The organism is Enterobacter sp. EC_50 (assembly GCF_019584525.1).
GTDB lineage: Bacteria > Pseudomonadota > Gammaproteobacteria > Enterobacterales > Enterobacteriaceae > Enterobacter > Enterobacter roggenkampii.
The window spans coordinates 86,999-109,053 of sequence record NZ_VDAF01000007.1; the positions used below are offsets into that span (position 1 = coordinate 86,999).

Sequence of the window (22,055 nt, forward strand, 5' to 3'; positions counted from 1 at the left end):
CAAGGAGCGATGACGATGAACGTATTCAATACCCTTACCCGCGTCCTGCTGGGCAGTCTGCTGCTGTGTCAGGTTGCGCAGGCAGAGCCGGTGACGATCAGGGTGGTGGAGAAAGATCTGCTCACCACCAACCGGGAAGACGTGGAGCATATCCACCGCATAGAACAGGCGCTGGCGCGGCAGGGTCACGATATCAAAATTGAGATCGTGAATCTCTCCTCCTCCGGCTATTCCGACGTGCTGAACGTGATGCTGCTTTCCGGCACTATCCCAGACCTGATCTACTTCAACGGCAGCGATCAGAAAATGGTTGAGCAAGGCATTCTTGAGGACTGGCGTCCGTGGATCGCAAAGACCCATTATCTGAAAGAGGCGCTGTGGCCGCACAACAAGCTGCGGCTGCAAAACCATCCGACGCTGCTTTATGTCTATCCGCTGCGGGCGCGCCAACCGGTGATCCGCGAAGACTGGCTGCAAAAAAGTGGCTTCGGCGCGTCCCCCAAAACGCTGGAGGAGTACGTTACGCTGTTTAGCGCCATTCACAGCGGTGATTTCAACGGCGATGGCAAAGCGGATACGGCCGGGATCACCTCTGAAAAAGATCTCCGCGATCTGGATGGTTTTTTAAATCCGGCCTTTGGGCTCCGCGCTACGTGGCTTAAGGACGCGCAGGGTCAGTGGACACACGCGCAGATTAGTCCGCAGGAGCGCGACAAGCTGCAGTATTACCACTCACTATATGAGAAAGGACTGCTCTCTTCGCAGTACATCACCACCAACTGGGAGCTGAAAGAAGATCAGTTTTACACCGGTAAAGTGGGCGTCGTTTCCGTCTCATCACCGGGGAACGTGGGGGTCTATCAGGAGAAAATGCGCCAGGTCCACCCGGATGCCACGCTGATGCTGCTCGATCCCCCCAAAGGTCCGGGAGGGCAAGGTCTAGCAGCGGTGGATGTGTCGATGGAGACCCGCGGTTTCGCAATGTCGACGCTGTCGAAGCATAAGAAAGAGGTCATGATTTTGCTTGATTTCCTGGCAAGTCCGGAAGGGCAAATGATGGAGCAGATGGGGTTTGAAGGCACTCACTACGTTCGTAAAGGCGATGCGGTTACCGTCACGCCAAAGATTAATGCCTGGTATCCGCGATTTATCTATGCCGCAAACTGGAAACCGCCAGTGGAGTGGCGCTCGCCCGCCATGCTGCGCTACATCGACAATTCACAACGCTATTTTGCGGCAGACAACGCGTTTATTTTCCCGTCAACCTTTGCGGCCGCGCTCGATTCCACCAGCAGCATTTATAACGAATGGACCTACAAATTTGTCTCAGGCAAGGCCTCGTTCGATATGTGGGATCAATACGTCAATGCCTGGAAATCTGCCGGGGGTAACGCCATGACTCAATACGCACAGGAAAAATTAAAATGACAGATAACTTATCTTTCAGCTCCCGGGTTCTTGGCATGCTCTACGGCGTTGCATTTGGTGATGCGCTGGGTGGCCCGGTCGAGAAACTGTCCGCTCGTCAGATTCAGGAAAAATATGGCAAAGTCACCTCCATCAACCAGCGCTGGCACCGGATGGACGAGCCGTCCTCACGTCGCAATAACCGCATTCGCGGTAATGGGATCATTACCGATGACACGTTAATGACGCTGTGTCTGATGGAGGTGTACGACGAGCTGGGCCGCCATATTGATGCCTGGGACATGGCGGGACCGTTTGTCCGGAAAATCGCCTGGGAACCCCGCTGGGTGCCGGAACTGGACAGAGAAGCGCTGGTCATTGAGCGCCTGTTTTACCCAGAAAAATGGATATTTCACCGTCTGCAGCTTGCGGCCTGCGATCCTCGTCAGGGCGGGGTTGGTAATATGGTCAACTGCGGTGCCGCCATGTACGCCGCGCCCATCGGCGTAATTAACGCCTGTAACCCCACCGCCGCCTATCAGGAGGCTATCAACTTTACGCTGGGGCACCAGCAGAGCTATGGGCTGGAAGCAGCTGGCGTGTTCGCCGCCTGCGTCTCGGCGGCGTTCATCCCGGGGATCACCCTGGATGCCATCATTGATATTGCCCTACAGCTGGCAAAAGACGGCACGCGTAAGGCTATCAACGCCACGCTGGATGTCGCCTGCTGCTACCGCGGGCAACCCTGGGATTACCTGCAGGTTGTCGATGCGCTCCACGAGGCGCTTCTGCCCTGGTCTCCAATGGGTGATGACCTGATGCACGGACCGGAAAAAGCCGGGGTGCCGACCATGGCGTACCAGCCTTCACGTCTGATGTCGATCGAAGAACTCCCCATGGCGCTGGCGTTCTGCCTGCTTCGGGAAGGCGACTTCCGTGGCGCGGTAGAAGATTCCATCAACTCGGGGCGCGACACAGATTCTATCGGGGTCATGAGCGGAGCCATTCTCGGTGCCCTGCACGGTAACACCATTATCGAGCCGGACGTGCTTGCCGGGATTGAACACGCCAACCGCCTCGATCTTCGCGACGCCGCGCGACGCTTTACTGAAACAGCGCAGCGCATTATTCAGCAGGATCTCTGTGCCGCAGAGGAATACCGCCAGCACGTCACCCCGTTTTTGCAACCGGAGCATCGCGCCGGTCGAGGAGAGTAACATGAGCCAAATCGTATTGAACCACCTGGGTAAATCCTACGGCAACGTCAGCATCATCAAAGACATCTCGTTGAATATTCATGAAGGTGAATTTATTGTGCTGGTCGGCCCTTCCGGGTGCGGTAAATCCACGCTTTTGCGGATGATAGCCGGACTTGAGGATATCACCTCTGGCGAGCTGCTCATGCAGGGCGAAGTGGTGACCACCCTGCCCGCAAAAAAACGCGATATTGCGATGGTATTCCAGAGCTACGCGCTCTACCCGCACATGAAAGTGCGGGACAACATGAGCTTTGCCTTAAAACTCGCCAACGTGCCCAAAGCAGAGCGCATGGCGCGGGTTGAAGAAGCGGCTGAAATTCTCGGGCTGACACATCTCCTTGACCGGGTGCCGCGTGAGCTTTCCGGGGGTCAGCGCCAGCGCGTCGCAATGGGCCGGGCCATTGTCCGCGATCCGAAAGCCTTTTTGTTCGATGAACCGCTGTCCAACCTGGACGCTAAACTGCGCCATAAAATGCGCGGCGAAATTCGCAAGCTCCACCAGCGAATCGGGCGCACGACAATCTATGTCACCCACGATCAAACCGAAGCAATGACCATGGCGGATCGCATCGTGGTGCTGAATGCAGGCAATATTGAACAGGTCGGGACACCGGAAGAGCTTTATCATAATCCGGACAACCTCTTTGTCGCAGGATTTATTGGCACCCCGGAGATCAACACCCTAAAAGGCGTAATCCAGGCCGATAGCGTGGTGCTGGCGAACGGCTACCGCTTCCCCTGCCCGCTCAAGTCCTATATTGACGGGATGAAGATCGTCTGCGCTATTCGTCCACATCACCTTCGAATCAGCAATACCGGGGTAGCAGCAGAAATTGTACTGGTCGAGATGACCGGCGAAGGGCAGGAGATTCTGGTTCGCGTCGGCGACCAGGAGATGATTGTCGTGTCGCATGAAAAACTGGATGTCAGCCCTGGCGATGCGGTATTGCTGGAAGCCGAGCTCTCCAGGGTCTTCCTGTTTGAGGAGAAAAGTGGGCGCAGGTTGCGTACGTAAATTACAAAAAAGCCCGCATCATGCGGGCTTTTTTTAATGCAGGGGGATTATTCCCACTCAATCGTAGCCGGTGGCTTACCGCTGATGTCATACACCACGCGGGAAATGCCGTTCACTTCGTTGATAATGCGGTTAGACACGCGGCCCAGGAAGTCATACGGCAGGTGCGCCCAGTGCGCGGTCATGAAGTCGATGGTTTCTACCGCACGCAGGGAAACAACCCAGTCGTACTTACGGCCATCGCCCATCACGCCAACGGAGCGAACCGGCAGGAACACGGTGAACGCCTGGCTTACTTTGTTGTACAGGTCAGCTTTGTGCAGTTCTTCGATGAAGATCGCGTCCGCACGACGCAGCAGGTCGCAGTACTCTTTCTTCACTTCACCCAGCACGCGCACGCCAAGACCCGGGCCCGGGAACGGGTGACGGTAGAGCATGTCGTACGGCAGACCCAGTTCCAGACCGATCTTACGCACTTCGTCTTTGAACAGCTCGCGCAGCGGCTCAACCAGGCCCATCTTCATCTCTTTCGGCAGGCCACCCACGTTGTGGTGAGATTTGATGACGTGTGCTTTACCGGTTGCGGAGGCCGCAGACTCGATCACGTCAGGGTAGATGGTACCCTGCGCCAGCCACTTCACGTCGTCCAGCTTCAGCGCTTCTTCGTCGAACACTTCAACGAACACGCGGCCGATGATCTTACGTTTCGCTTCCGGATCGTTCTCGCCTTTCAGCGCGTCCAGGAAGCGCTGCTCGCCTTCCACGTGAACGATGTTCAGACCGAAGTTGTCGCCGAACATGTCCATAACCTGCTGGGCTTCGTTCAGACGAAGCAGGCCGTTGTCCACGAAGACGCAGGTCAGGTTTTTACCGATGGCGCGGTGCAGCAGCATCGCGGTCACGGAGGAGTCCACGCCGCCGGAGAGGCCGAGGATCACTTTGTCATCGCCAACCTGCTGGCGGATACGCTCAACGGCGTCGTCGATGATTTTTGCCGGGGTCCACAGGGCTTCACACTGGCAGATGTCGCGCACGAAGCGCTCCAGCATGCGCATACCCTGACGGGTGTGGGTCACTTCCGGGTGGAACTGCACGCCGTAGAAACGTTTTTCTTCGTTCGCCATGATGGCAAACGGGCAGCTCTCGGTGCTGGCAACGGTCACGAAGTCAGACGGGATAGCGGTGACTTTGTCGCCGTGGCTCATCCACACGTCCAGCAGCGGTTTGCCGTCTGCGGTCAGGGAGTCTTCGATACCGCGCACCAGCGCGCTGTCGTTAACCACTTCAACCTGCGCATAGCCGAACTCGCGCTCGCTGGAGCCTTCTACGTGGCCGCCCAGCTGCATGGCCATGGTCTGCATACCGTAGCAAACGCCGAATACCGGCACGCCAGCTTCGAATACGTACTGCGGCGCGCGCGGGCTGTTTTCTTCGGTGGTGCTTTCCGGGCCGCCGGACAGGATGATGCCGCTTGGATTGAATTCGCGAATCTGTGCTTCCGTGACATCCCACGCCCACAGTTCACAGTAAACGCCCAGTTCACGCACGCGACGCGCCACCAGCTGAGTGTACTGAGAACCAAAGTCCAGGATGAGAATGCGATGTTTATGAATGTTTTCCGTCATTGACGCTAATTCCGAGGCAAGTGAAACAAAAACAGAGCGCCCGGCAGAAGCCGGGCGCGGAAATTAATCAGGAGCCCAGACGGTAGTTCGGGGACTCTTTGGTGATCGTCACGTCGTGAACGTGGCTCTCCTGGATACCCGCACCGCTGATGCGTACGAATTCCGCTTTAGTACGCAGCAGGTCAATGGTACCACAGCCGGTCAGACCCATACAGGAGCGCAGGCCGCCCATCTGCTGGTGAATGATCTCTTTCAGACGGCCTTTATAGGCAACGCGACCTTCGATACCTTCCGGCACCAGTTTGTCAGCGGCGTTATCGGTCTGGAAGTAACGGTCAGAGGAACCTTTGGACATCGCGCCCAGGGAACCCATACCGCGGTAAGATTTGTAAGAACGGCCCTGGTAGAGTTCGATTTCACCCGGGGATTCTTCGGTACCGGCCAGCATAGAGCCTACCATCACCGCCGCTGCGCCCGCAGCGATCGCTTTCGCGATGTCGCCAGAGAAGCGGATACCGCCGTCAGCGATAACCGGAATACCGGTGCCTTCCAGCGCTTCAACCGCGTCAGACACCGCGGTGATCTGCGGAACGCCCACGCCGGTCACGATGCGCGTGGTACAGATAGAGCCAGGACCGATACCTACTTTCACCGCGCTGCAGCCAGCGTCAGCCAGCGCGCGAGCGCCTGCGCCCGTTGCCACGTTACCGCCGATGATCTGCAGATCAGGGTATTTGGCACGGGTATCACGGATACGCTGCAGAACGCCTTCAGAGTGGCCGTGAGAGGAGTCAATCAGCAGGACGTCAACGCCCGCGGCAACCAGCGCGTCAACACGCTCTTCGTTACCGGCACCTGCGCCAACCGCAGCGCCAACGCGCAGACGGCCATGCTCGTCTTTACAGGCGTTAGGCTTACGTTCTGCTTTCTGGAAATCTTTAACGGTGATCATGCCGCGCAGGTGGAAGTTGCTGTCAACAACCAGCGCTTTTTCAACGCGTTTTTCGTGCATTTTTGCCAGCACCACGTCGCGGGTTTCACCTTCGCGAACGGTAACCAGACGCTCTTTTGGCGTCATGTACACGCTGACAGGCTGGTTCAGGTCAGTCACGAAACGCACGTCACGACCGGTAATAATACCGACCAGCTCGTTCTCTTCGGTCACCACCGGGTAACCGGCGAAGCCGTTACGCTCGGTCAGGGCTTTCACTTCGTGCAGGGTGGTGGTTGGCAGAACGGTCTGTGGATCGGACACGATGCCGGATTCATGTTTCTTCACGCGGCGAACTTCTTCCGCCTGACGTTCGATAGACATGTTTTTGTGAATAAAGCCAATGCCACCTTCCTGTGCCAGGGCAATTGCCAGGCGCGCTTCAGTCACGGTGTCCATTGCCGCAGAGAGCATAGGAATGTTCAGGCGAATGGTTTTCGTCAACTGCGTGCTGAGATCGGCAGTATTCGGCAGAACGGTGGAATGAGCGGGAACGAGGAGGACGTCGTCAAACGTCAGTGCTTCTTTAGCGATACGTAGCATGGGCAATATCTCTGACCTGGGTGGTTAAATATTGCCGTGGCATTATACAGAGCGTAACCGATTGCATCTACACTTTTTTATAAAAAAGCTTGCGATTGCCTCTCAGCAGGTTACTATCGACTGAATAACTTGCTGATTTAGAATTTGATCCCGCTCACATGTTATCCTCTCAATCCCCCTCAATTTATACCGTCAGCCGCCTTAATCAGACGGTGCGTTTGCTGCTTGAGCAGGAAATGGGGCAGGTCTGGATCAGCGGTGAAATCTCTAACTTCACGCAGCCCTCCTCCGGCCACTGGTACTTTACGCTAAAAGACGATACCGCCCAGGTGCGCTGTGCGATGTTCCGCAACAGCAACCGCCGCGTGACGTTCCGTCCACAGCACGGCCAGCAGGTTCTGGTGCGCGCCAATATCACCCTCTATGAGCCGCGTGGTGATTATCAGATTATCGTCGAGAGCATGCAGCCTGCGGGCGAAGGTCTGCTGCAGCAGAAGTACGAACAGTTAAAGGCTAAGCTCTCGGAAGAGGGACTTTTCGACCAGCAGTTCAAAAAGCCGCTGCCCTCCCCTGCCCACTGCGTGGGGGTCATCACCTCGAAAACCGGTGCGGCACTGCACGATATTTTGCACGTTCTGAAGCGTCGCGACCCTTCCCTGCCCGTCATTATCTACCCGACCGCCGTGCAGGGTGACGATGCGCCGGGGCAGATTGTGCGCGCCATAGCGCTGGCGAACGCGCGTCAGGAGTGCGACGTCTTAATCGTCGGACGCGGCGGCGGCTCGCTGGAAGACTTGTGGAGCTTTAACGACGAGCGCGTGGCGCGGGCAATCTTTGCCAGCCTTATCCCCGTGGTGAGCGCCGTCGGCCACGAAACGGACGTGACGATCGCCGATTTTGTCGCGGATCTCCGCGCGCCGACGCCGTCCGCGGCGGCGGAAGTGGTCAGCCGCAACCAGCTGGAGCTGCTGCGTCAGATCCAGAGCGGCCAGCAGCGTCTGGAGATGGCGATGGACTACTACCTCGCCAACCGGACCCGGCGCTTTACCCAGCTTCATCACCGTCTACAGCAGCAGCACCCGCAGCTGCGCCTGGCGCGTCAGCAGACCGTACTGGAGCGCCTGCGCCAGCGCATGAACGTGGCGGTGGACACCCAGATCAAGCGCGCGGTGTCGCGCCAGCAGCGCGTGACGCAGCGTCTGAACCAGCAGAATCCGCAGCCGAAAATTTATCGTGCGCAAACGCGGATTCAGCAGCTGGAGTACCGTCTGGCGGAAACTCTCCGCGCGCGACTGAGCGCCACCCGGGAACGCTTTGGCAATGCGGTGACCCACCTTGAAGCGGTCAGCCCTCTCTCCACGCTGGCGCGCGGCTATAGCGTGACGACGGCAACGGACGGCAAGGTGCTCAAGCAAACCAAACAGGTGAGTACTGGTGATGTGCTGACGACGCGTCTGTCGGACGGCTGGGTAGAAAGCGAAGTGAAATCAATTAAACCGGTGAAAAAGACGCGTCAGCGTAAAACCGGATAATTCTTCGCCGGTTACTTACTATACTGCTGCTATTCCCTTTTTTAATAAGGAGAGCAGCATGCCCCATCTTCATAGCGTTATTCCCCCGTATATTCTTCGCCGTATTATCGAAAGCGGTTCCGAACCGCAGCAGCGCTGTGCCCGCCAGACCTTAACCCACGTCCAGACGCTGATGGCCCATATGCCGGGCAAACCCGCCGCGCCGCACGTGAATAAAGCCGGACAGCTGGAGCGTGATATCTACGACGCGAAGCAGACCCAGGAGCTGCCGGGTACGCAGGTGCGTTATGAAGGTCAGCCGTCGAACGGCGATGTGGCGGTAGACGAAGCGTACGAGTATTTGGGTATTACCCATGATTTCTTCTGGAAGGAATATCAGCGCGATTCGCTCGATAACAAAGGGCTTATTTTAACCGGCACCGTTCACTACGGTCGGGAATATCAGAACGCCTTCTGGAACGGTCAGCAGATGGTATTTGGCGACGGCGACGGGGAAATATTTAACCGCTTTACCATCGCCATAGACGTCGTGGCGCATGAGCTGAGCCACGGCGTGACCGAGACCGAAGCCGGGCTTATCTACTTTGAGCAGTCCGGCGCGCTGAACGAGTCGCTGTCGGACGTGTTTGGCTCACTGGTGAAGCAGTACCGTCTGAAGCAAACCGCCGATAAAGCGGACTGGCTGATTGGTGAAGGGCTGCTGGCAAAAGGCATCAACGGCAAAGGGCTGCGCTCGATGTCTGAACCGGGCACCGCCTACAACGATCCGCTGCTCGGCAAAGACCCGCAGCCTGCACACATGAAGGATTTCATCAAAACGCGTGAGGATAACGGCGGCGTGCACTTGAACTCCGGCATCCCCAACCGGGCATTTTATCTGGCCGCGACGGCGATCGGTGGCTACGCCTGGGAAAAAGCGGGGTATGCCTGGTACGACACGGTTTGCGATCGCAATCTGGCGCAGGATGCGGATTTTGAGGCCTTCGCAAAACTGACGGTAGCACACGGAGAAAAACGCTCCGGCGGTGACGTTGGGGCGGCCATAAAACAAGCCTGGGAACAGGTGGGAGTGTTGTAAATGCAGGTTCCGGAACTGACGGATGACGCCGTGGTTGAGCTGGCCCGGGAAGGCGGCGTCGCCTATATTCCCAAGCTGAGCGGCCAGCGCACCATCGCGCTCTCCTCGCTCAATGAGGCCCAGCGCCAGCGCCTGGTCAGCATCCTGGAGCAGGCCTTTCCGCGCGGTCAGCCGCCGGGACAGGCCTCGTCACCCGGCAGCGGCGACCAGCGCTATTTCCGCATCCAGATTATCTGGACCGGGCAAAATCAGGCGCACTATGCCGATATCATCGTGCTGGTGCCGGAGCAGGAAGCACCCGAGTCGCTGGTCGAGCTGTGGCAGAAAGGCGAAGGCTGCGTGTGTGATTAACCTTCGGCCCGAACAAACTCCACGCGTTTTTTGGAGATAAGACCGTGGCCGTTCTGGCAGAAATAATCCACGGCCCCGCAGGCTTTTAAGACCTGGAGTGGCTGATGGCACTCCGGGCAGCGGGCTTCAAGCGCAATATCCTTATTACAGCTCTCGCAGTGTGCCATCCCGTTCAGGGGCTCAAGCGGTGCCTGGCAATCCGGGCAGGTAATCGTCATGGTGACTCCTTAAAAGCATTCTGGTCTGCGATCATTTTACCACGTCGCGTTCAGTGCGGGCCACGCAGCTGTTGCTGCAAGGTCAGCAGCAGCTCAACTTCCTCGACTCGGCGACGCGTCGTGCGGCTCACCTCGTGCGGATCCCGTTCAAAAAGACTGCTGGTGCCCAGAATGTGCCCGGCAAGACAGTGCTCGTAGAGTGTCCCGGGGATATGCCAGCGCTCAATATCCTTACCCTCAATCAGCTCAAGCACATCCTCCGCGCCGCGCCGGTCGTAGCTAATGATGCGCCCGTCGCGCAAACAGAGCCGTAATCCTTTTTGCCCGCCCGCGGGTCCCGCGTATTTGTTCAGCCAGATATCCACCGGCACGCCGCTGATGCGGCCCTGAAGATGCGCCTCGCCCTCCGCCGTGGACATGTCGCCTTTTGCGATAGCGCGGCCCAGGCGATCTTTAGCCGTGACGACCTGCAGGGTCATATCATCACTTCCGCCCAGATAACGCACCGTTTCGCGCAGCATCGCCAGCACGTGCGTACCGATATCCAGAATCACGCCGTCCGGGTGGCGAAGCGTACGCGCGTCCGGCTCGCCGGTAGCAAAGTTAAGCGCGATGGGTTCTCCTGCGGCGTTAACTCCGCTCGGCTCCTGCAAAAAGCCGTCTATTTTGACGATGTCAGAGACGCTGCCAACCAGCGACCGCTTTACCGTTTCGATGCGCGCCATCCAGTGATCGAGCGCCAGCACGCGGGAAGCAGCGTCGGGGTTTGCCAGAAGCGCGTTGAGCTTTTCGATTTGGGGAAGCGTGGCGACGATCGGTTTTTCAATCACAATCCGCGGAACGGCCGAGGCTATGGCCTGTTCCAGCACCTCGAGGTGGTGCAGCGATGCGGTGGTAATAAAGAGAGTATCAAGCGGTACGGCGAGAAGTTCCGTAAGCGAAGCGCAGCGCGTGACGCCTTCAGGCTGCCTGGTGGGGAGAACATCAAATCCAAAACAATGAACCGCGTGACCATAAAGGCGACGTAAGGCGGGCAGATACGCGGTTTCCACGACCGCACCAAGACCGACAAATCCTAACTGCATAGTTTCACCTCAGGGAATCGATGCCGGGGCATAACGCCGCCCCGGCAAGCCCGAGGTTTATGAGGCGTTAGCAGCCGGTTTAGTCTGCGCATTTTCCAGCATGCGACGTACCGGAACAATGAGGACGATCAGTACCGCGGCACAAATCAGCAGTGCGACGGAGCAGCGCGCAAAGAGATCCGGCAGCATATCCAGCTGGTCGGCCTTCACGTGGCCGCCAATCAGACCCGCCGCCAGGTTACCCAGCGCGCTCGCACAGAACCACAGCCCCATCATCTGGCCGCGCATTCTCTCCGGCGCCAGCAGCGTCATGGTCGCCAGGCCAATCGGGCTGAGACACAGCTCGCCGAGCGTCAGCATCAGGATACTGCCCACCAGCCAGAACGGCGATACGCCCGCCCCACCGCTGCTCAGCACGTTCTGTGCCGCCAGCATCATCAGGCCAAAGCCCGCTGCGGCACACAGGATACCGATAACAAACTTGGTGATGCTGCTCGGACGAATGTTCATGCTCGCCAGCTTCGGCCACGCCCAGCTGAACACCGGTGCCAGCAGGATGATGAACAGGGCGTTGATTGACTGGAACCACACCGCCGGGATTTCGAAATCGCCGATCATGCGGTTAGTGTAGTCGTTGGCAAACAGGTTGAACGAGGTTGGCTTCTGCTCGAACGCGGACCAGAAGAACGCCGCGGAGATCAGCAGAATAAAGCAGACCAGCAGTCTGGCGCGCTCTTTACGGTTCAGTCCAGCAAAAACAAACAGATAAATAAAGTAGAGGGCAACGGATGCCGCAATCACGTAGACCAGCACGCTGGCTACCGCGACCGGATTAATCACAATCACGCCCTGCGCAATCAGCGTCACGATCGTTGCCACGCCTGCCGCCAGCGCCAGCAGCCAGGCGCCCACGCCGTTACGCTTCACCACCGGGCTGTTCCAGGTGGAGTCGAGACCGACTTCGCCGTCATAGCGTTTCATGGCCGGAACGGCAAACACGCGGAAGATAATCAGCGCCACCAGCATCCCGATACCGCCAATGCCAAAGCCCCAGTGCCAGCCGTGGGTTTTAATCAGCCAGCCGGAAATCAGCGGCGCGATGAACGAGCCCATGTTGATACCCATATAGAACAGCGAGAAGCCGCCGTCGCGACGCGCGTCGCCTTTTTTATAAAGGGTACCGACCATTACCGAGATACAGGTCTTAAACAGCCCGGAGCCGAGCACGATGAACATCAGGCCGATAAAGAACAGGTTATTGCCCATGATGGCCGAGAGCGCAATCGACAGGTGACCGAGCGCAATCAGGATCGAACCGTACCAGACGGCTCTCTGCTGGCCGAGCCAGTTATCCGCCAGCCAGCCGCCCGGCAGCGCGGCCAGGTACATGGTGCCGGCAAAGATACCGACAATCGCCGAGGCGTTTTCACGCGCCAGGCCCATCCCGCCGTCATAGACGGTGGCGGCCATAAACAGGATCAGTAACGGACGAATGCCGTAAAACGAGAAACGCTCCCACATCTCGGTGAAGAACAGCGAACCGAGCGGATACGGGTGGCCGAAGAACGTTCGGCTTTCTTTTTGATTAACAGAGGATTGCATAATTCTCCCGAAAGGTATGTCGTCGTGCTTGTAAACACCAGCATGTACGCCGGCCAGTTACGTATCTGGCCGATTTTTTACATGCGGCGAAAAGTTGGTTAACCATTTGATAACCAGGCGCTAGTTTTGTCTAGTACCGGGCCCTGGACTTTAAGATGAAAATTCGACGATTGTCTACTTTCTTAGATTTAAACTTGGTTAAAAGTGAATAGTGATTGACTTCACACAGAGAAAACCGGCGGTATGAATGGGCAAAAAAAAGCCCGCGAGAGTCGCGGGCTTTCGTGCGTTCAGCAAAGCTTATTTGCTTTTCTTAATGTGCTTAATCAGACGCTTACGCTTGCGCATCTGGTTCGGCGTCAGGGTGTTGCGCTTGTTGGCGAACGGGTTTTCCCCTTCCTTGAACTGGATACGGATAGGCGTGCCCATCACGTCCAGCGATTTACGGAAGTAGTTCATCAGATAGCGCTTGTAGGAATCCGGCAGGTCTTTCACCTGGTTGCCGTGGATCACCACAATTGGCGGGTTATAACCACCGGCGTGGGCGTATTTCAGCTTCACGCGACGGCCGCGCACCAGCGGCGGCTGATGGTCTTCCGCAGCCATATTCATGATACGGGTCAGCATGGCGGTGCTCTGACGACGGGTGGAGCTGTCGTACGCTTCGCGCACGGATTCGAACAGGTTACCCACGCCGCTGCCGTGCAGCGCAGAGATGAAGTGTACGCGAGCAAAGTCGATAAAGCCCAGACGGAAGTCGAGGGTCTCTTTCACCTGCTCTCGCACTTCATTGCTCAGGCCATCCCATTTGTTGACCACGATAACCAGTGAGCGCCCACTATTGAGGATAAAGCCGAGCAGAGAGAGGTCCTGATCGGAGATCCCTTCGCGTGCGTCGATAACCAGCAGCACGACGTTGGCATCTTCAATCGCCTGCAGGGTTTTGATAACGGAGAATTTTTCCACCACATCGGTGATTTTCCCGCGCTTACGCACCCCGGCGGTGTCGATGAGGACATACTCACGCTCATCGCGCTGCATCGGGATGTAGATACTGTCGCGGGTGGTACCCGGCATATCGTAAACGACCACGCGCTCTTCACCCAGAATACGGTTAGTAAGTGTAGACTTACCTACGTTTGGACGGCCTACGATGGCCAGCTTGATCGGCAGATCCTGCGGGTTGAAGTCGTCTTCAGGCTCTTCTTCTTCGCCCGCTTCGCCGTCTTCAAACTGCGCCCAGTATTCCGCGTCTTCGTCCACCTCTTCCGGCGGGTTCACTTCGTCAACCCACGGCAGCAGAACGGTTTCCAGCAGGCTGGTGACGCCACGGCCATGCGATGCCGCGATAGGGTAGATCTCACCCAGACCCAGTGACCAGAAATCTGCGATGGCCTGATCGGCATCGATGCCGTCAGTTTTGTTCGCCACCAGGAAGGTTGGCTTTTCGCGTGAACGCAGGTGTTTAGCGATAGCGGAGTCCGCCGGCATCAGGCCAGCGCGCGCGTCCACCATGAACAGCACCACGTCCGCTTCTTCAATCGCCAGCAGCGACTGTTCCGCCATGCGGGTTTCCACGCCGTCTTCTGTGCCGTCAATACCACCGGTATCAATACAGATGAACTCGCGTCCTTCCACCTCTGCACGACCGTACTTACGGTCACGCGTCAGCCCCGGGAAATCCGCAACCAGCGCATCACGGGTGCGTGTTAAACGGTTAAAAAGAGTGGATTTTCCAACGTTAGGGCGCCCGACAAGCGCGACCACAGGTACCATGTTTGAAGCCTCATAAAATTCAAAATAACGTCGCTTTCGCGGCGTTTTTAAAAATGTCAAAACGGCTCCTGAGTGAACAGGAGCCGTTTAGTATACTACAACCGCCGGGTAATTAACGCGTGATCGCGTACAGCGTGCCGTCTTTTGCCTGAATCAGCAGTTTGCCGTCGGCCACAACCGGGTCGGTCAGGAAACCGGAGCTGTCGACTTTTTGCTGCGCAACAAAGCGGCCGTTATCCGGATCGATCCAGTGCATATACCCTTCGCTGTCGCCCACAACCAGACTACCGTTGTACAGCGCTGGCGCAGTCAGCAGACGGTGCAGCAGATCGCTTTGCGTCCACAGCGTCACGCCGCCTTCGGTGCTCAGGGCCAGCAGACGGTCGTTCTGGTCAACCATATAGATGCGGTTACCCTCAACGATGAAATCATTCACCGAGCCCAGCTCACGTTTCCACATGATCTGGCCGCTGCGCAGATCCAGCGCGGTCAGGTTGCCGTTGTAGGCCAGCGCGTAAACCACACCGTTAACGATGACCGGCGTTGTGTCCACGTCGCTCAGACGGTCAATTTCCGTTGAGCCAGTGGCCTGAGAGATACGCTGCTGCCAGATCATCTGGCCCTGCTGCATCAGCACGGCGCTTACGCGACCGTTGTCGCCGCCGACAATGGCAGCACCAAATGCGGTAGCCGGGGCAGATTCGCCACGCAGAGAGAGCGCAGGCATATCCAGGTTAACGGTCCATTTCACCAGGCCGTCCGCTTCGTTCAGCGCCTGCAGCTGGCCGTTGCTGGTATGAATCAGCACCAGGCCATCGCTCACCACCGGACGAGAGAGGGATTCACCCGCCACGGTCGTTTGCCAGGCAATGGAACCGTCGCTGCTGTTCAGGGCATAAACCTGCGCTTTTTCGCTGCCCACGTAGACGTGGCCACCGGCAACGGTCAGGCCGCCAGACAGCAGTGCAGGCTTACGGGAGAACCAGCCGTCTTTTTCCGCCAGGTTAACGGACCACACTTCTTTTCCGTCATCCGCGTTCACCGCTTTCACGGTACCTTTGCGATCGGCCGCATAGACAACGCTGTCTGCATATGCAGGATGAAGGTTGGAATAGAAATCACCAATCCCATTGCCCACGGAGACATCCCACGCGGTGGATGGGGTAAACTGGTTTTCAACCGTCGGCAGTGGGGACATTTTCACAACGTCTTCTTCGCCACTGAACAGTGAACAACCACTCAATAACGTAACAGAAAGCAGTCCTGGCAGAAGTAATTTACGCAATTGCATCGGGTCCCTCTCAGACGGACAAATTATTTATTTTCATCTGCATCATTTCGCTCAGCGCAGGTGAGGCATTGCTCTCGACGCCAGCTTGCCACGCTTTACGCGCGCCCGCTTTGTCACCTTTGCTCAGCAGTGCTTCACCGCGCAGATCGGCAACGATGGCAGCAAAACCTTCGCCTTTGATGGTATCGAGCGTTTTCAGCGCATCGTCAGCTTTTTTCTGCTGAACCTGAATACGTGCCAGGCGCAGATTGATCACCGCTTTCAGATTTTCATCACTGGCGGCAGCAAGGCCCTGAGACAGCTGAGCAACGGCTTTATCCAGTTCGTTCTTATCAACGTACTGCTGAGCCACTTCCAGCGCAGCCAGTGCACCGTAGGTGTTTTTGTTGTCAGCCGCAAATTTTTCTGCTGCCGTCAGCGTTTGCGGCTGATCGGCACGAATTGCGCTCACGGTATTTTCATAGGACAGGGACGCGCCGCGCGCGGAATCCGCCTGATGATTGTTCCAGTAACGCCAGCCTACCAGCGCACCGACACCTAAAATAACCCCAACAACCAGCGCTTTGCCGTTTTCAGCAAAGAAGCGTTTAATCGCGTCGACCTGATCGTGTTCGTTCTCGTAAATTTCCACGCAGTCCTTCTCCTTAGCCCAATAGAGTGCGCAAGTGCGCCGCAACGCCGTCCTGCGTTACTGTTGTCTGCTCACCAGAGCGCAGGTCTTTCACCACCACTTCGCCGTTGGCCACTTCGGACTCACCCAGCACCAGTGCGATACTTGCGCCCCACTTATCGGCACGAGCAAACTGTTTTTTGAAGTTGCCGCCGCCATGGTTGGTCATCAGCTTAACGCCCGGCAGCGCATCGCGCACGCGTTCGGCAAGCTGCATCGCCGCAGACTGCGTTTCCGCACCTGAGGCCACCAGGTATATATCGACAACGGAATCTGCTTTAAATTCCGGATTAACTGCCTGAACCAGCAAAACAAGTCGCTCAAGACCCATCGCGAAGCCAACCGCAGGCGCAGCGCGACCGCCAAGTTGCTCAACCAGACCGTCGTAACGGCCGCCCGCGCACACGGTGCCCTGAGAGCCGAGGCTGGTGGTGACCCACTCAAACACGGTACGGTTGTAGTAGTCCAGACCGCGCACCAGACGCTGGTTTACGGTGTAGGCGATGCCCGCCGCTTCAAGCAGCTTGCACAGGCCCGCGAAGTGTTCGCGAGATTCTTCATCCAGGTAATCACCCAGCGCAGGCGCATCGTTCAGCAGTGCCTGAACATCGGCGTTTTTGGAATCCAGAACGCGCAGCGGGTTGCTGTACATGCGACGTTTGCAGTCTTCGTCCAGTTTCTCTTTATGCTGTTCCAGGAACGCCACCAGCGCATCGCGGTAGTTCGCACGCGCTTCCAGAGAACCGATAGAGTTCAGCTCGAGGGAAACGTGATCGGCGATACCGAGCGCACGCCACCAGCGGGCGGTCAGCATAATCAGTTCAGCGTCGATGTCCGGGCCCTGCAGGCCAAAGACTTCCACACCCAGCTGATTAAACTGGCGATAACGCCCTTTCTGAGGACGTTCGTGGCGGAACATCGGGCCGATATACCACAGACGCTGCTCCTGATTGTACAGAAGACCATGTTCGATGCCGGCGCGTACGCAGCCCGCCGTACCTTCCGGACGCAGGGTCAGGCTGTCGCCGTTGCGGTCCTCAAAGGTGTACATCTCTTTTTCAACCACGTCGGTCACTTCACCGATCGCGCGTTTGAATAACGGGGTCTGCTCTACAATCGGCAAACGGATTTCGCTGTAACCGTAGCTGCCGAGCACCTGCTTCAGTGTGCCTTCAATGCGCTGCCAGATGGCGGTTTCGCCAGGCAGATAATCGTTCATGCCGCGGATGGCTTGAATGTTTTTTGCCACGTTTATTCTCTTTCTATATACAAAAAAAACCCAAAGAATGGGTTCAATCATACATGGGAAGCGGCACGCTTCCCATCACGTTATTTTTCAACCTGCTGAACGCTGATACGCTGTGTTTCGTCCATCATGGCGGCTTTGGCGCGGATGCGGGCTTCAAGCTGGTCGATCATGTCGCTATTATCCAGACGATCTTTTCGAACGCCATCTTCATAGAGACCACTTTTCTTGTTACCGCCGGTCACGCCCAGGGTTGACACCAGGGCTTCACCCGGACCGTTCACCACGCAGCCGATGATGGAGACGTCCATCGGGGTGATAATGTCTTCCAGACGTTGCTCCAGGGCATTCACCGTACCGATCACATCGAACTCCTGACGTGAACAGGTTGGGCAGGCAATGAAGTTGATCCCACGCGCGCGAATACGCAGTGATTTCAGGATATCGAAGCCGACCTTGATCTCTTCGACAGGATCCGCCGCCAGCGAGACGCGCAGGGTGTCACCGATCCCTTCAGAGAGCAGCAGCCCCAGACCGATCGCGGATTTTACCGAGCCGCTACGCAGGCCGCCCGCTTCGGTGATCCCGAGGTGCAGAGGCTGATCGATCTGCTTTGCCAGCAGGCGATAAGATTCTACGGCCAGGAACACGTCGGACGCTTTTACGCTGACTTTGAACTGATCGAAGTTAAGGCGATCGAGATGATCGACGTGACGCATCGCGGATTCGAGCAGCGCCTGCGGCGTAGGCTCACCGTATTTTTCCTGCAGATCTTTTTCCAGGGAACCGGCGTTAACGCCGATACGGATAGGAATATTTTTATCGCGGGCGCAGTCCACGACCATGCGGATACGCTCTTCGTTACCGATGTTGCCCGGGTTAATACGCAGGCAATCGACGCCGTATTCGGCCACTTTCAGTGCGATGCGGTAGTCGAAGTGAATATCCGCCACCAGCGGAACGCTGACCTGCTGTTTGATCAGTTTGAACGCCTCAGCCGCATCCATGGTCGGGACGGAGACGCGAACAATGTCCGCGCCGACACGTTCTAATGCTTTGATTTGATTGACCGTCGCTTCCACATCGGTGGTGCGCGTATTGGTCATCGACTGAACGGCGATAGGTGCCCCATCGCCGATTGGCACATTCCCAACGTAAATCCGTTTCGATTTTCTACGTTGAATCGGAGCCTGGTTATGCATGAAAAATCTCCCGCGTTGCCCGTCTGTTACTGTACTGCTGATTGTTCGGCATTAACGGTAAGACGTGCAACCTGGTTAGTTCTGATAAAGCGGCTCAGGTCGACAGGTTTTCCTTGATACTGGATCTGTACCGCTGCCGGAGCGCCGATTTTAAGTTTATAAGGCGCCTGGCCCGTTAGGTTTAACGTGCCATCTTTGCGCTGCAGGCCGCTGAACAGTTTTTTACCTGTCGCGTCAGTCACTTCCAGCCAGCAGTCGGCGCTGAAGTTCATTACCAGCGCGTTAGGATCGGCTGCGGGTGTCGCCGTACCCGCCGGGCTGGTTGGCAGAGACGCTGCGGTATTGTCTGCAGGCTGAGTAGCCGCAGGCGCGTTCGCCGCAGTATCAACATTCGCCTGAGAAGGGGCAACCACCGCGTTTTGATCCTGGGCCTGAGGCGCAGCGGTGTTAGCCGTTGCTGCAGGAGCCTGCGCAGCATTGGTCGCTGTCGCATCTGGCGCTGCGGTCTGTGGCTCGCTGGAAGTCGCTGCACCGTCGGTATTCAGCGGCACGCTCTGGGCGTTATCCGTTCCGGCCTGGTTGAGTTCGGCGGAGGATTGATCGGCCATAGTGGTGATCTCTTCCTGCTGCGCCTTGTGGTTTTGCCACCACCACGCACCGGTCAGACCGACCACCACAAACAGCACCAACCAGGTAAAGCTCATCAGCCAGCCATCACGTTTTTTACGACGTTTCCCCAGGGAGAAGGTCTGCATCGGCGCAACTTTTGCTGCACGGACCGGCGCCTGCTTCTCCATCATTGGCAGTAATTCGTTTTCGGGGATGTGCACCAGTTTTGCGTAAGAGCGGATATAACCGCGCAAGAACGTTGAAGCCAGATCGGCGGGTGCCTTATCTTCTTCAATATCGCGAACCGTGGAAACCTTCAGGCACAAGCGTTCTGCGACGGCTTGCTGGCTGAGTCCGAGTTGTTCACGGGCGTTGCGAAGACGAACGCCAGTGGAGAGTGCTTCATGTTGGTCGTGAGTGGCTTCAGTATTCATTCGCTACAACTACTGGTACGTGAAAAAAAGGGTTCAGGCGCCGGTGAGTCACAATGCCACCCGCACCGCGAAACTTCTGGTCAGTTAACCTTGAACACAGAGTATAAGACTGTCAGCCCGGAGATGACAGTACAGCCCTGCCCGTACGGCTAAACTGTTGTTACGTCGTTACATACTGCCCGAAAGTCGGATGAAACGCACCGTAATTATTGATCAGTCTTCACGAATCTGACTGATTATTCAGTAAGGTTATGTCTCACGGCGCAGATAATGCGCCGTGAGTGCATAATAATCAAACAGCTTTAACCGCGATCGTCTCGCCCTGCATGCGTTTACGCAGGGTACGCTTGGTACGGTCAATAACATCACCAGCCAGCTGTCCACATGCGGCATCAATATCATCACCACGCGTTTTACGCACGATGGTGGTGAAACCATACTCCATCAGCACCTTGGAGAAACGGTCGATACGGCTGTTCGAGCTACGGCCATACGGCGCGCCCGGGAACGGGTTCCACGGGATCAGGTTGATTTTACATGGCGTATCTTTCAGCAGTTCAGCCAGCTGATGCGCATGTTCGGTACCGTCGTTGACGTGGTCCAGCATCACGTACTCGATAGTGACGCGACCCTGGTTGGCGTTGGATTTCTCCAGATAGCGACGTACGGCAGCGAGGAAGGTTTCGATATTGTACTTTTTGTTGATTGGCACAATTTCGTCACGAATTTCATCGTTTGGCGCGTGCAGGGAGATCGCCAGCGCGACGTCAATCATATCGCCGAGCTTGTCCAGCGCAGGCACAACGCCTGAGGTCGACAGCGTGACGCGACGCTTGGACAGACCAAAGCCGAAGTCATCCAGCATGATTTCCATCGCCGGAACGACGTTGGTCAGGTTCAGCAGCGGCTCACCCATCCCCATCATCACCACGTTGGTGATTGGGCGAGTGCCGGTCACTTTTGCCGCGCCTACGATTTTCGCAGCACGCCAGACCTGGCCGATAATTTCTGAAACACGCAGGTTACGGTTAAAGCCTTGCTGCGCGGTTGAGCAGAATTTGCACTCCAGCGCACAGCCCACCTGAGAGGAGACGCACAGCGTCGCGCGGTCTTCTTCCGGAATGTAGACGGTTTCAACGCGCTGATCACCCACCGCAATCGCCCATTTGATGGTGCCATCCGCGGAGCGCTGCTCTTCCACCACTTCCGGGGCGCGGATTTCAGCCACTTCTTTGAGCTTATTGCGCAGGACCTTGTTGATGTCAGTCATGTCATCAAAATTGTCGCTGCAGTAATGGTACATCCACTTCATGACCTGATCGGCACGAAACGGCTTTTCGCCCATCTCTTTGAAGAACTCGCGCATCTGCTGACGGTTCAGATCCAGCAGGTTGATTTTTCCATTTTTATTGGGAACCGCAGGAATGGCGACTTCGGAGGTATTCACTAATTCAGACATAATATTTACCGGCCTCGTTGTTACACGTTATGGCCCATGGAGGGTTGAATAGAAACGCCCCGGAAAGCGATCTGCTCGTCCGGGGCGTTGCATTGTACAAAGTCTGGCGCAGGGATGCCACGTCTGGACGCGGCATTTACGAAAATAATGTGTAAACGAAACCGTTAAATTAACGGGTACGTGGACACACTTCGCCTTCTGCGAAGAAGAAAGCGATTTCGCGTGCAGCAGATTCAACAGAGTCAGAACCGTGGGTACCGTTCTCGGTGAAGCTGTCAGCGTAGTCAGCGCGCAGAGTACCTGCCAGCGCGTTGTCCGGGTTGGTTGCGCCCAGCAGGTCGCGGTGACGCTGTACGGCGTTTTCGCCTTCCAGTACGGATACCACGATTGGACCGGAGGTCATGAACTCCACCAGGCCGTCAAAGAATGGGCGACCTTCGTGCTCAGCGTAGAAGCCGCGCGCCTGCTCAACGGTCAGGTGCAGCATTTTGGTACCAACAATTTTGAACCCTGCAGATTCAAAGCGAGCGAAGATGCTGCCAATAACGTTTTTTGCCACCGCGTTTGGTTTGATGATGGAAAAAGTACGTTCAATAGCCATGATAACCTCTGTCAATGTTCTGTTGTTTTGCATACCTGAGTATGGTGTGGCGCGGATTATA

Annotated in this window: 19 protein-coding genes; 6 read left to right on the top strand and 13 right to left on the bottom strand. The window is 56.7% G+C overall.

Annotated features, from left to right (window positions below; genetic code table 11):
• Positions 1-15: 15 nt before the first annotated feature.
• The 3 genes from FHC48_RS07955 to FHC48_RS07965 are packed head-to-tail and all read left to right on the top strand — an operon-like array spanning position 16 to position 3,681.
• Positions 16-1,428 (top strand): extracellular solute-binding protein, encoded by a 1,413-nt coding sequence (locus FHC48_RS07955; protein ID WP_059364376.1) that lies wholly within the window; start codon positions 16-18, stop codon positions 1,426-1,428.
• Positions 1,425-2,624: an ADP-ribosylglycohydrolase family protein gene (locus FHC48_RS07960; RefSeq protein ID WP_032667598.1), complete on the top strand. Its 1,200-nt coding sequence runs from the start codon at positions 1,425-1,427 to the stop codon at positions 2,622-2,624. The genes FHC48_RS07955 and FHC48_RS07960 overlap by 4 nt, the downstream gene beginning before the upstream one ends.
• Position 2,625: 1 nt before the next feature.
• Positions 2,626-3,681 (top strand): ABC transporter ATP-binding protein, encoded by a 1,056-nt coding sequence (locus FHC48_RS07965; RefSeq protein ID WP_059364377.1) that lies wholly within the window; start codon positions 2,626-2,628, stop codon positions 3,679-3,681.
• 47 nt (positions 3,682-3,728) lie between these two features.
• Here FHC48_RS07965 and guaA read toward each other — a convergent pair whose 3' ends face one another.
• Both guaA and guaB read right to left on the bottom strand, forming a co-directional pair.
• On the bottom strand, positions 3,729-5,306 hold the full coding sequence (gene guaA / locus FHC48_RS07970) for a glutamine-hydrolyzing GMP synthase (RefSeq protein WP_220420518.1): 1,578 nt from the start codon (positions 5,304-5,306) through the stop codon (positions 3,729-3,731).
• 67 nt (positions 5,307-5,373) lie between these two features.
• Positions 5,374-6,840 carry an IMP dehydrogenase gene (guaB, locus tag FHC48_RS07975; protein WP_008502128.1) on the bottom strand — a complete coding sequence of 489 codons (1,467 nt, stop codon included), beginning with the start codon at positions 6,838-6,840 and terminating at the stop codon, positions 5,374-5,376.
• Between the two features lie 158 nt (positions 6,841-6,998).
• Between guaB and xseA the strand changes: the two genes are divergently transcribed.
• From xseA to FHC48_RS07990, 3 genes are read left to right on the top strand one after another with little or no spacing between them, the layout of a single operon-like run.
• Entirely contained in the window at positions 6,999-8,372 is a 1,374-nt protein-coding gene (xseA, locus tag FHC48_RS07980) for an exodeoxyribonuclease VII large subunit (protein ID WP_021241846.1), read from the top strand.
• A 58-nt stretch (positions 8,373-8,430) separates the two neighbouring features.
• Positions 8,431-9,450 (top strand): M4 family metallopeptidase, encoded by a 1,020-nt coding sequence (locus FHC48_RS07985; RefSeq protein WP_032663055.1) that lies wholly within the window; start codon positions 8,431-8,433, stop codon positions 9,448-9,450.
• Positions 9,451-9,801: a protealysin inhibitor emfourin gene (locus FHC48_RS07990; RefSeq protein WP_023617312.1), complete on the top strand. Its 351-nt coding sequence runs from the start codon at positions 9,451-9,453 to the stop codon at positions 9,799-9,801.
• On the opposite strand, the gene FHC48_RS07995 is transcribed toward FHC48_RS07990, so the two are convergent.
• From FHC48_RS07995 to ndk, 11 genes are all read right to left on the bottom strand, one after another.
• Positions 9,798-10,019 carry a zinc ribbon domain-containing protein gene (locus FHC48_RS07995; RefSeq protein WP_008502131.1) on the bottom strand — a complete coding sequence of 74 codons (222 nt, stop codon included), beginning with the start codon at positions 10,017-10,019 and terminating at the stop codon, positions 9,798-9,800. The genes FHC48_RS07990 and FHC48_RS07995 overlap by 4 nt on opposite strands.
• 50 nt (positions 10,020-10,069) lie before the next feature.
• Positions 10,070-11,104 (bottom strand): oxidoreductase, encoded by a 1,035-nt coding sequence (locus tag FHC48_RS08000; protein ID WP_059364378.1) that lies wholly within the window; start codon positions 11,102-11,104, stop codon positions 10,070-10,072.
• A gap of 57 nt (positions 11,105-11,161) precedes the next feature.
• Positions 11,162-12,706: a peptide MFS transporter gene (locus FHC48_RS08005; protein WP_008502133.1), complete on the bottom strand. Its 1,545-nt coding sequence runs from the start codon at positions 12,704-12,706 to the stop codon at positions 11,162-11,164.
• Between the two features lie 300 nt (positions 12,707-13,006).
• Entirely contained in the window at positions 13,007-14,482 is a 1,476-nt protein-coding gene (der, locus tag FHC48_RS08010; RefSeq protein ID WP_008502134.1) for a ribosome biogenesis GTPase Der, read from the bottom strand.
• A gap of 112 nt (positions 14,483-14,594) precedes the next feature.
• Positions 14,595-15,773 (bottom strand): outer membrane protein assembly factor BamB, encoded by a 1,179-nt coding sequence (bamB, locus tag FHC48_RS08015; protein ID WP_008502135.1) that lies wholly within the window; start codon positions 15,771-15,773, stop codon positions 14,595-14,597.
• Positions 15,774-15,783: 10 nt separating this feature from the next.
• A complete protein-coding gene (locus FHC48_RS08020; RefSeq protein WP_008502136.1) occupies positions 15,784-16,404 on the bottom strand; it encodes a YfgM family protein in 621 nt (206 codons plus the stop codon).
• Positions 16,405-16,417: 13 nt separating this feature from the next.
• Positions 16,418-17,692, bottom strand: coding sequence for a histidine--tRNA ligase (gene hisS, locus FHC48_RS08025; protein WP_032622984.1), 1,275 nt, complete (start codon positions 17,690-17,692; stop codon positions 16,418-16,420).
• An 80-nt stretch (positions 17,693-17,772) separates the two neighbouring features.
• Positions 17,773-18,891 carry a flavodoxin-dependent (E)-4-hydroxy-3-methylbut-2-enyl-diphosphate synthase gene (gene ispG / locus FHC48_RS08030; protein ID WP_023308814.1) on the bottom strand — a complete coding sequence of 373 codons (1,119 nt, stop codon included), beginning with the start codon at positions 18,889-18,891 and terminating at the stop codon, positions 17,773-17,775.
• 26 nt (positions 18,892-18,917) lie between these two features.
• Positions 18,918-19,934, bottom strand: a complete 1,017-nt coding sequence (gene rodZ / locus FHC48_RS08035) for a cytoskeleton protein RodZ (RefSeq protein ID WP_059363047.1) — start codon at positions 19,932-19,934, stop codon at positions 18,918-18,920.
• A 292-nt stretch (positions 19,935-20,226) separates the two neighbouring features.
• Positions 20,227-21,393, bottom strand: a complete 1,167-nt coding sequence (locus FHC48_RS08040; RefSeq protein ID WP_014171168.1) for a bifunctional tRNA (adenosine(37)-C2)-methyltransferase TrmG/ribosomal RNA large subunit methyltransferase RlmN — start codon at positions 21,391-21,393, stop codon at positions 20,227-20,229.
• Between the two features lie 169 nt (positions 21,394-21,562).
• On the bottom strand, positions 21,563-21,994 hold the full coding sequence (ndk, locus tag FHC48_RS08045; RefSeq protein WP_003860625.1) for a nucleoside-diphosphate kinase: 432 nt from the start codon (positions 21,992-21,994) through the stop codon (positions 21,563-21,565).
• Positions 21,995-22,055: the final 61 nt, after the last annotated feature.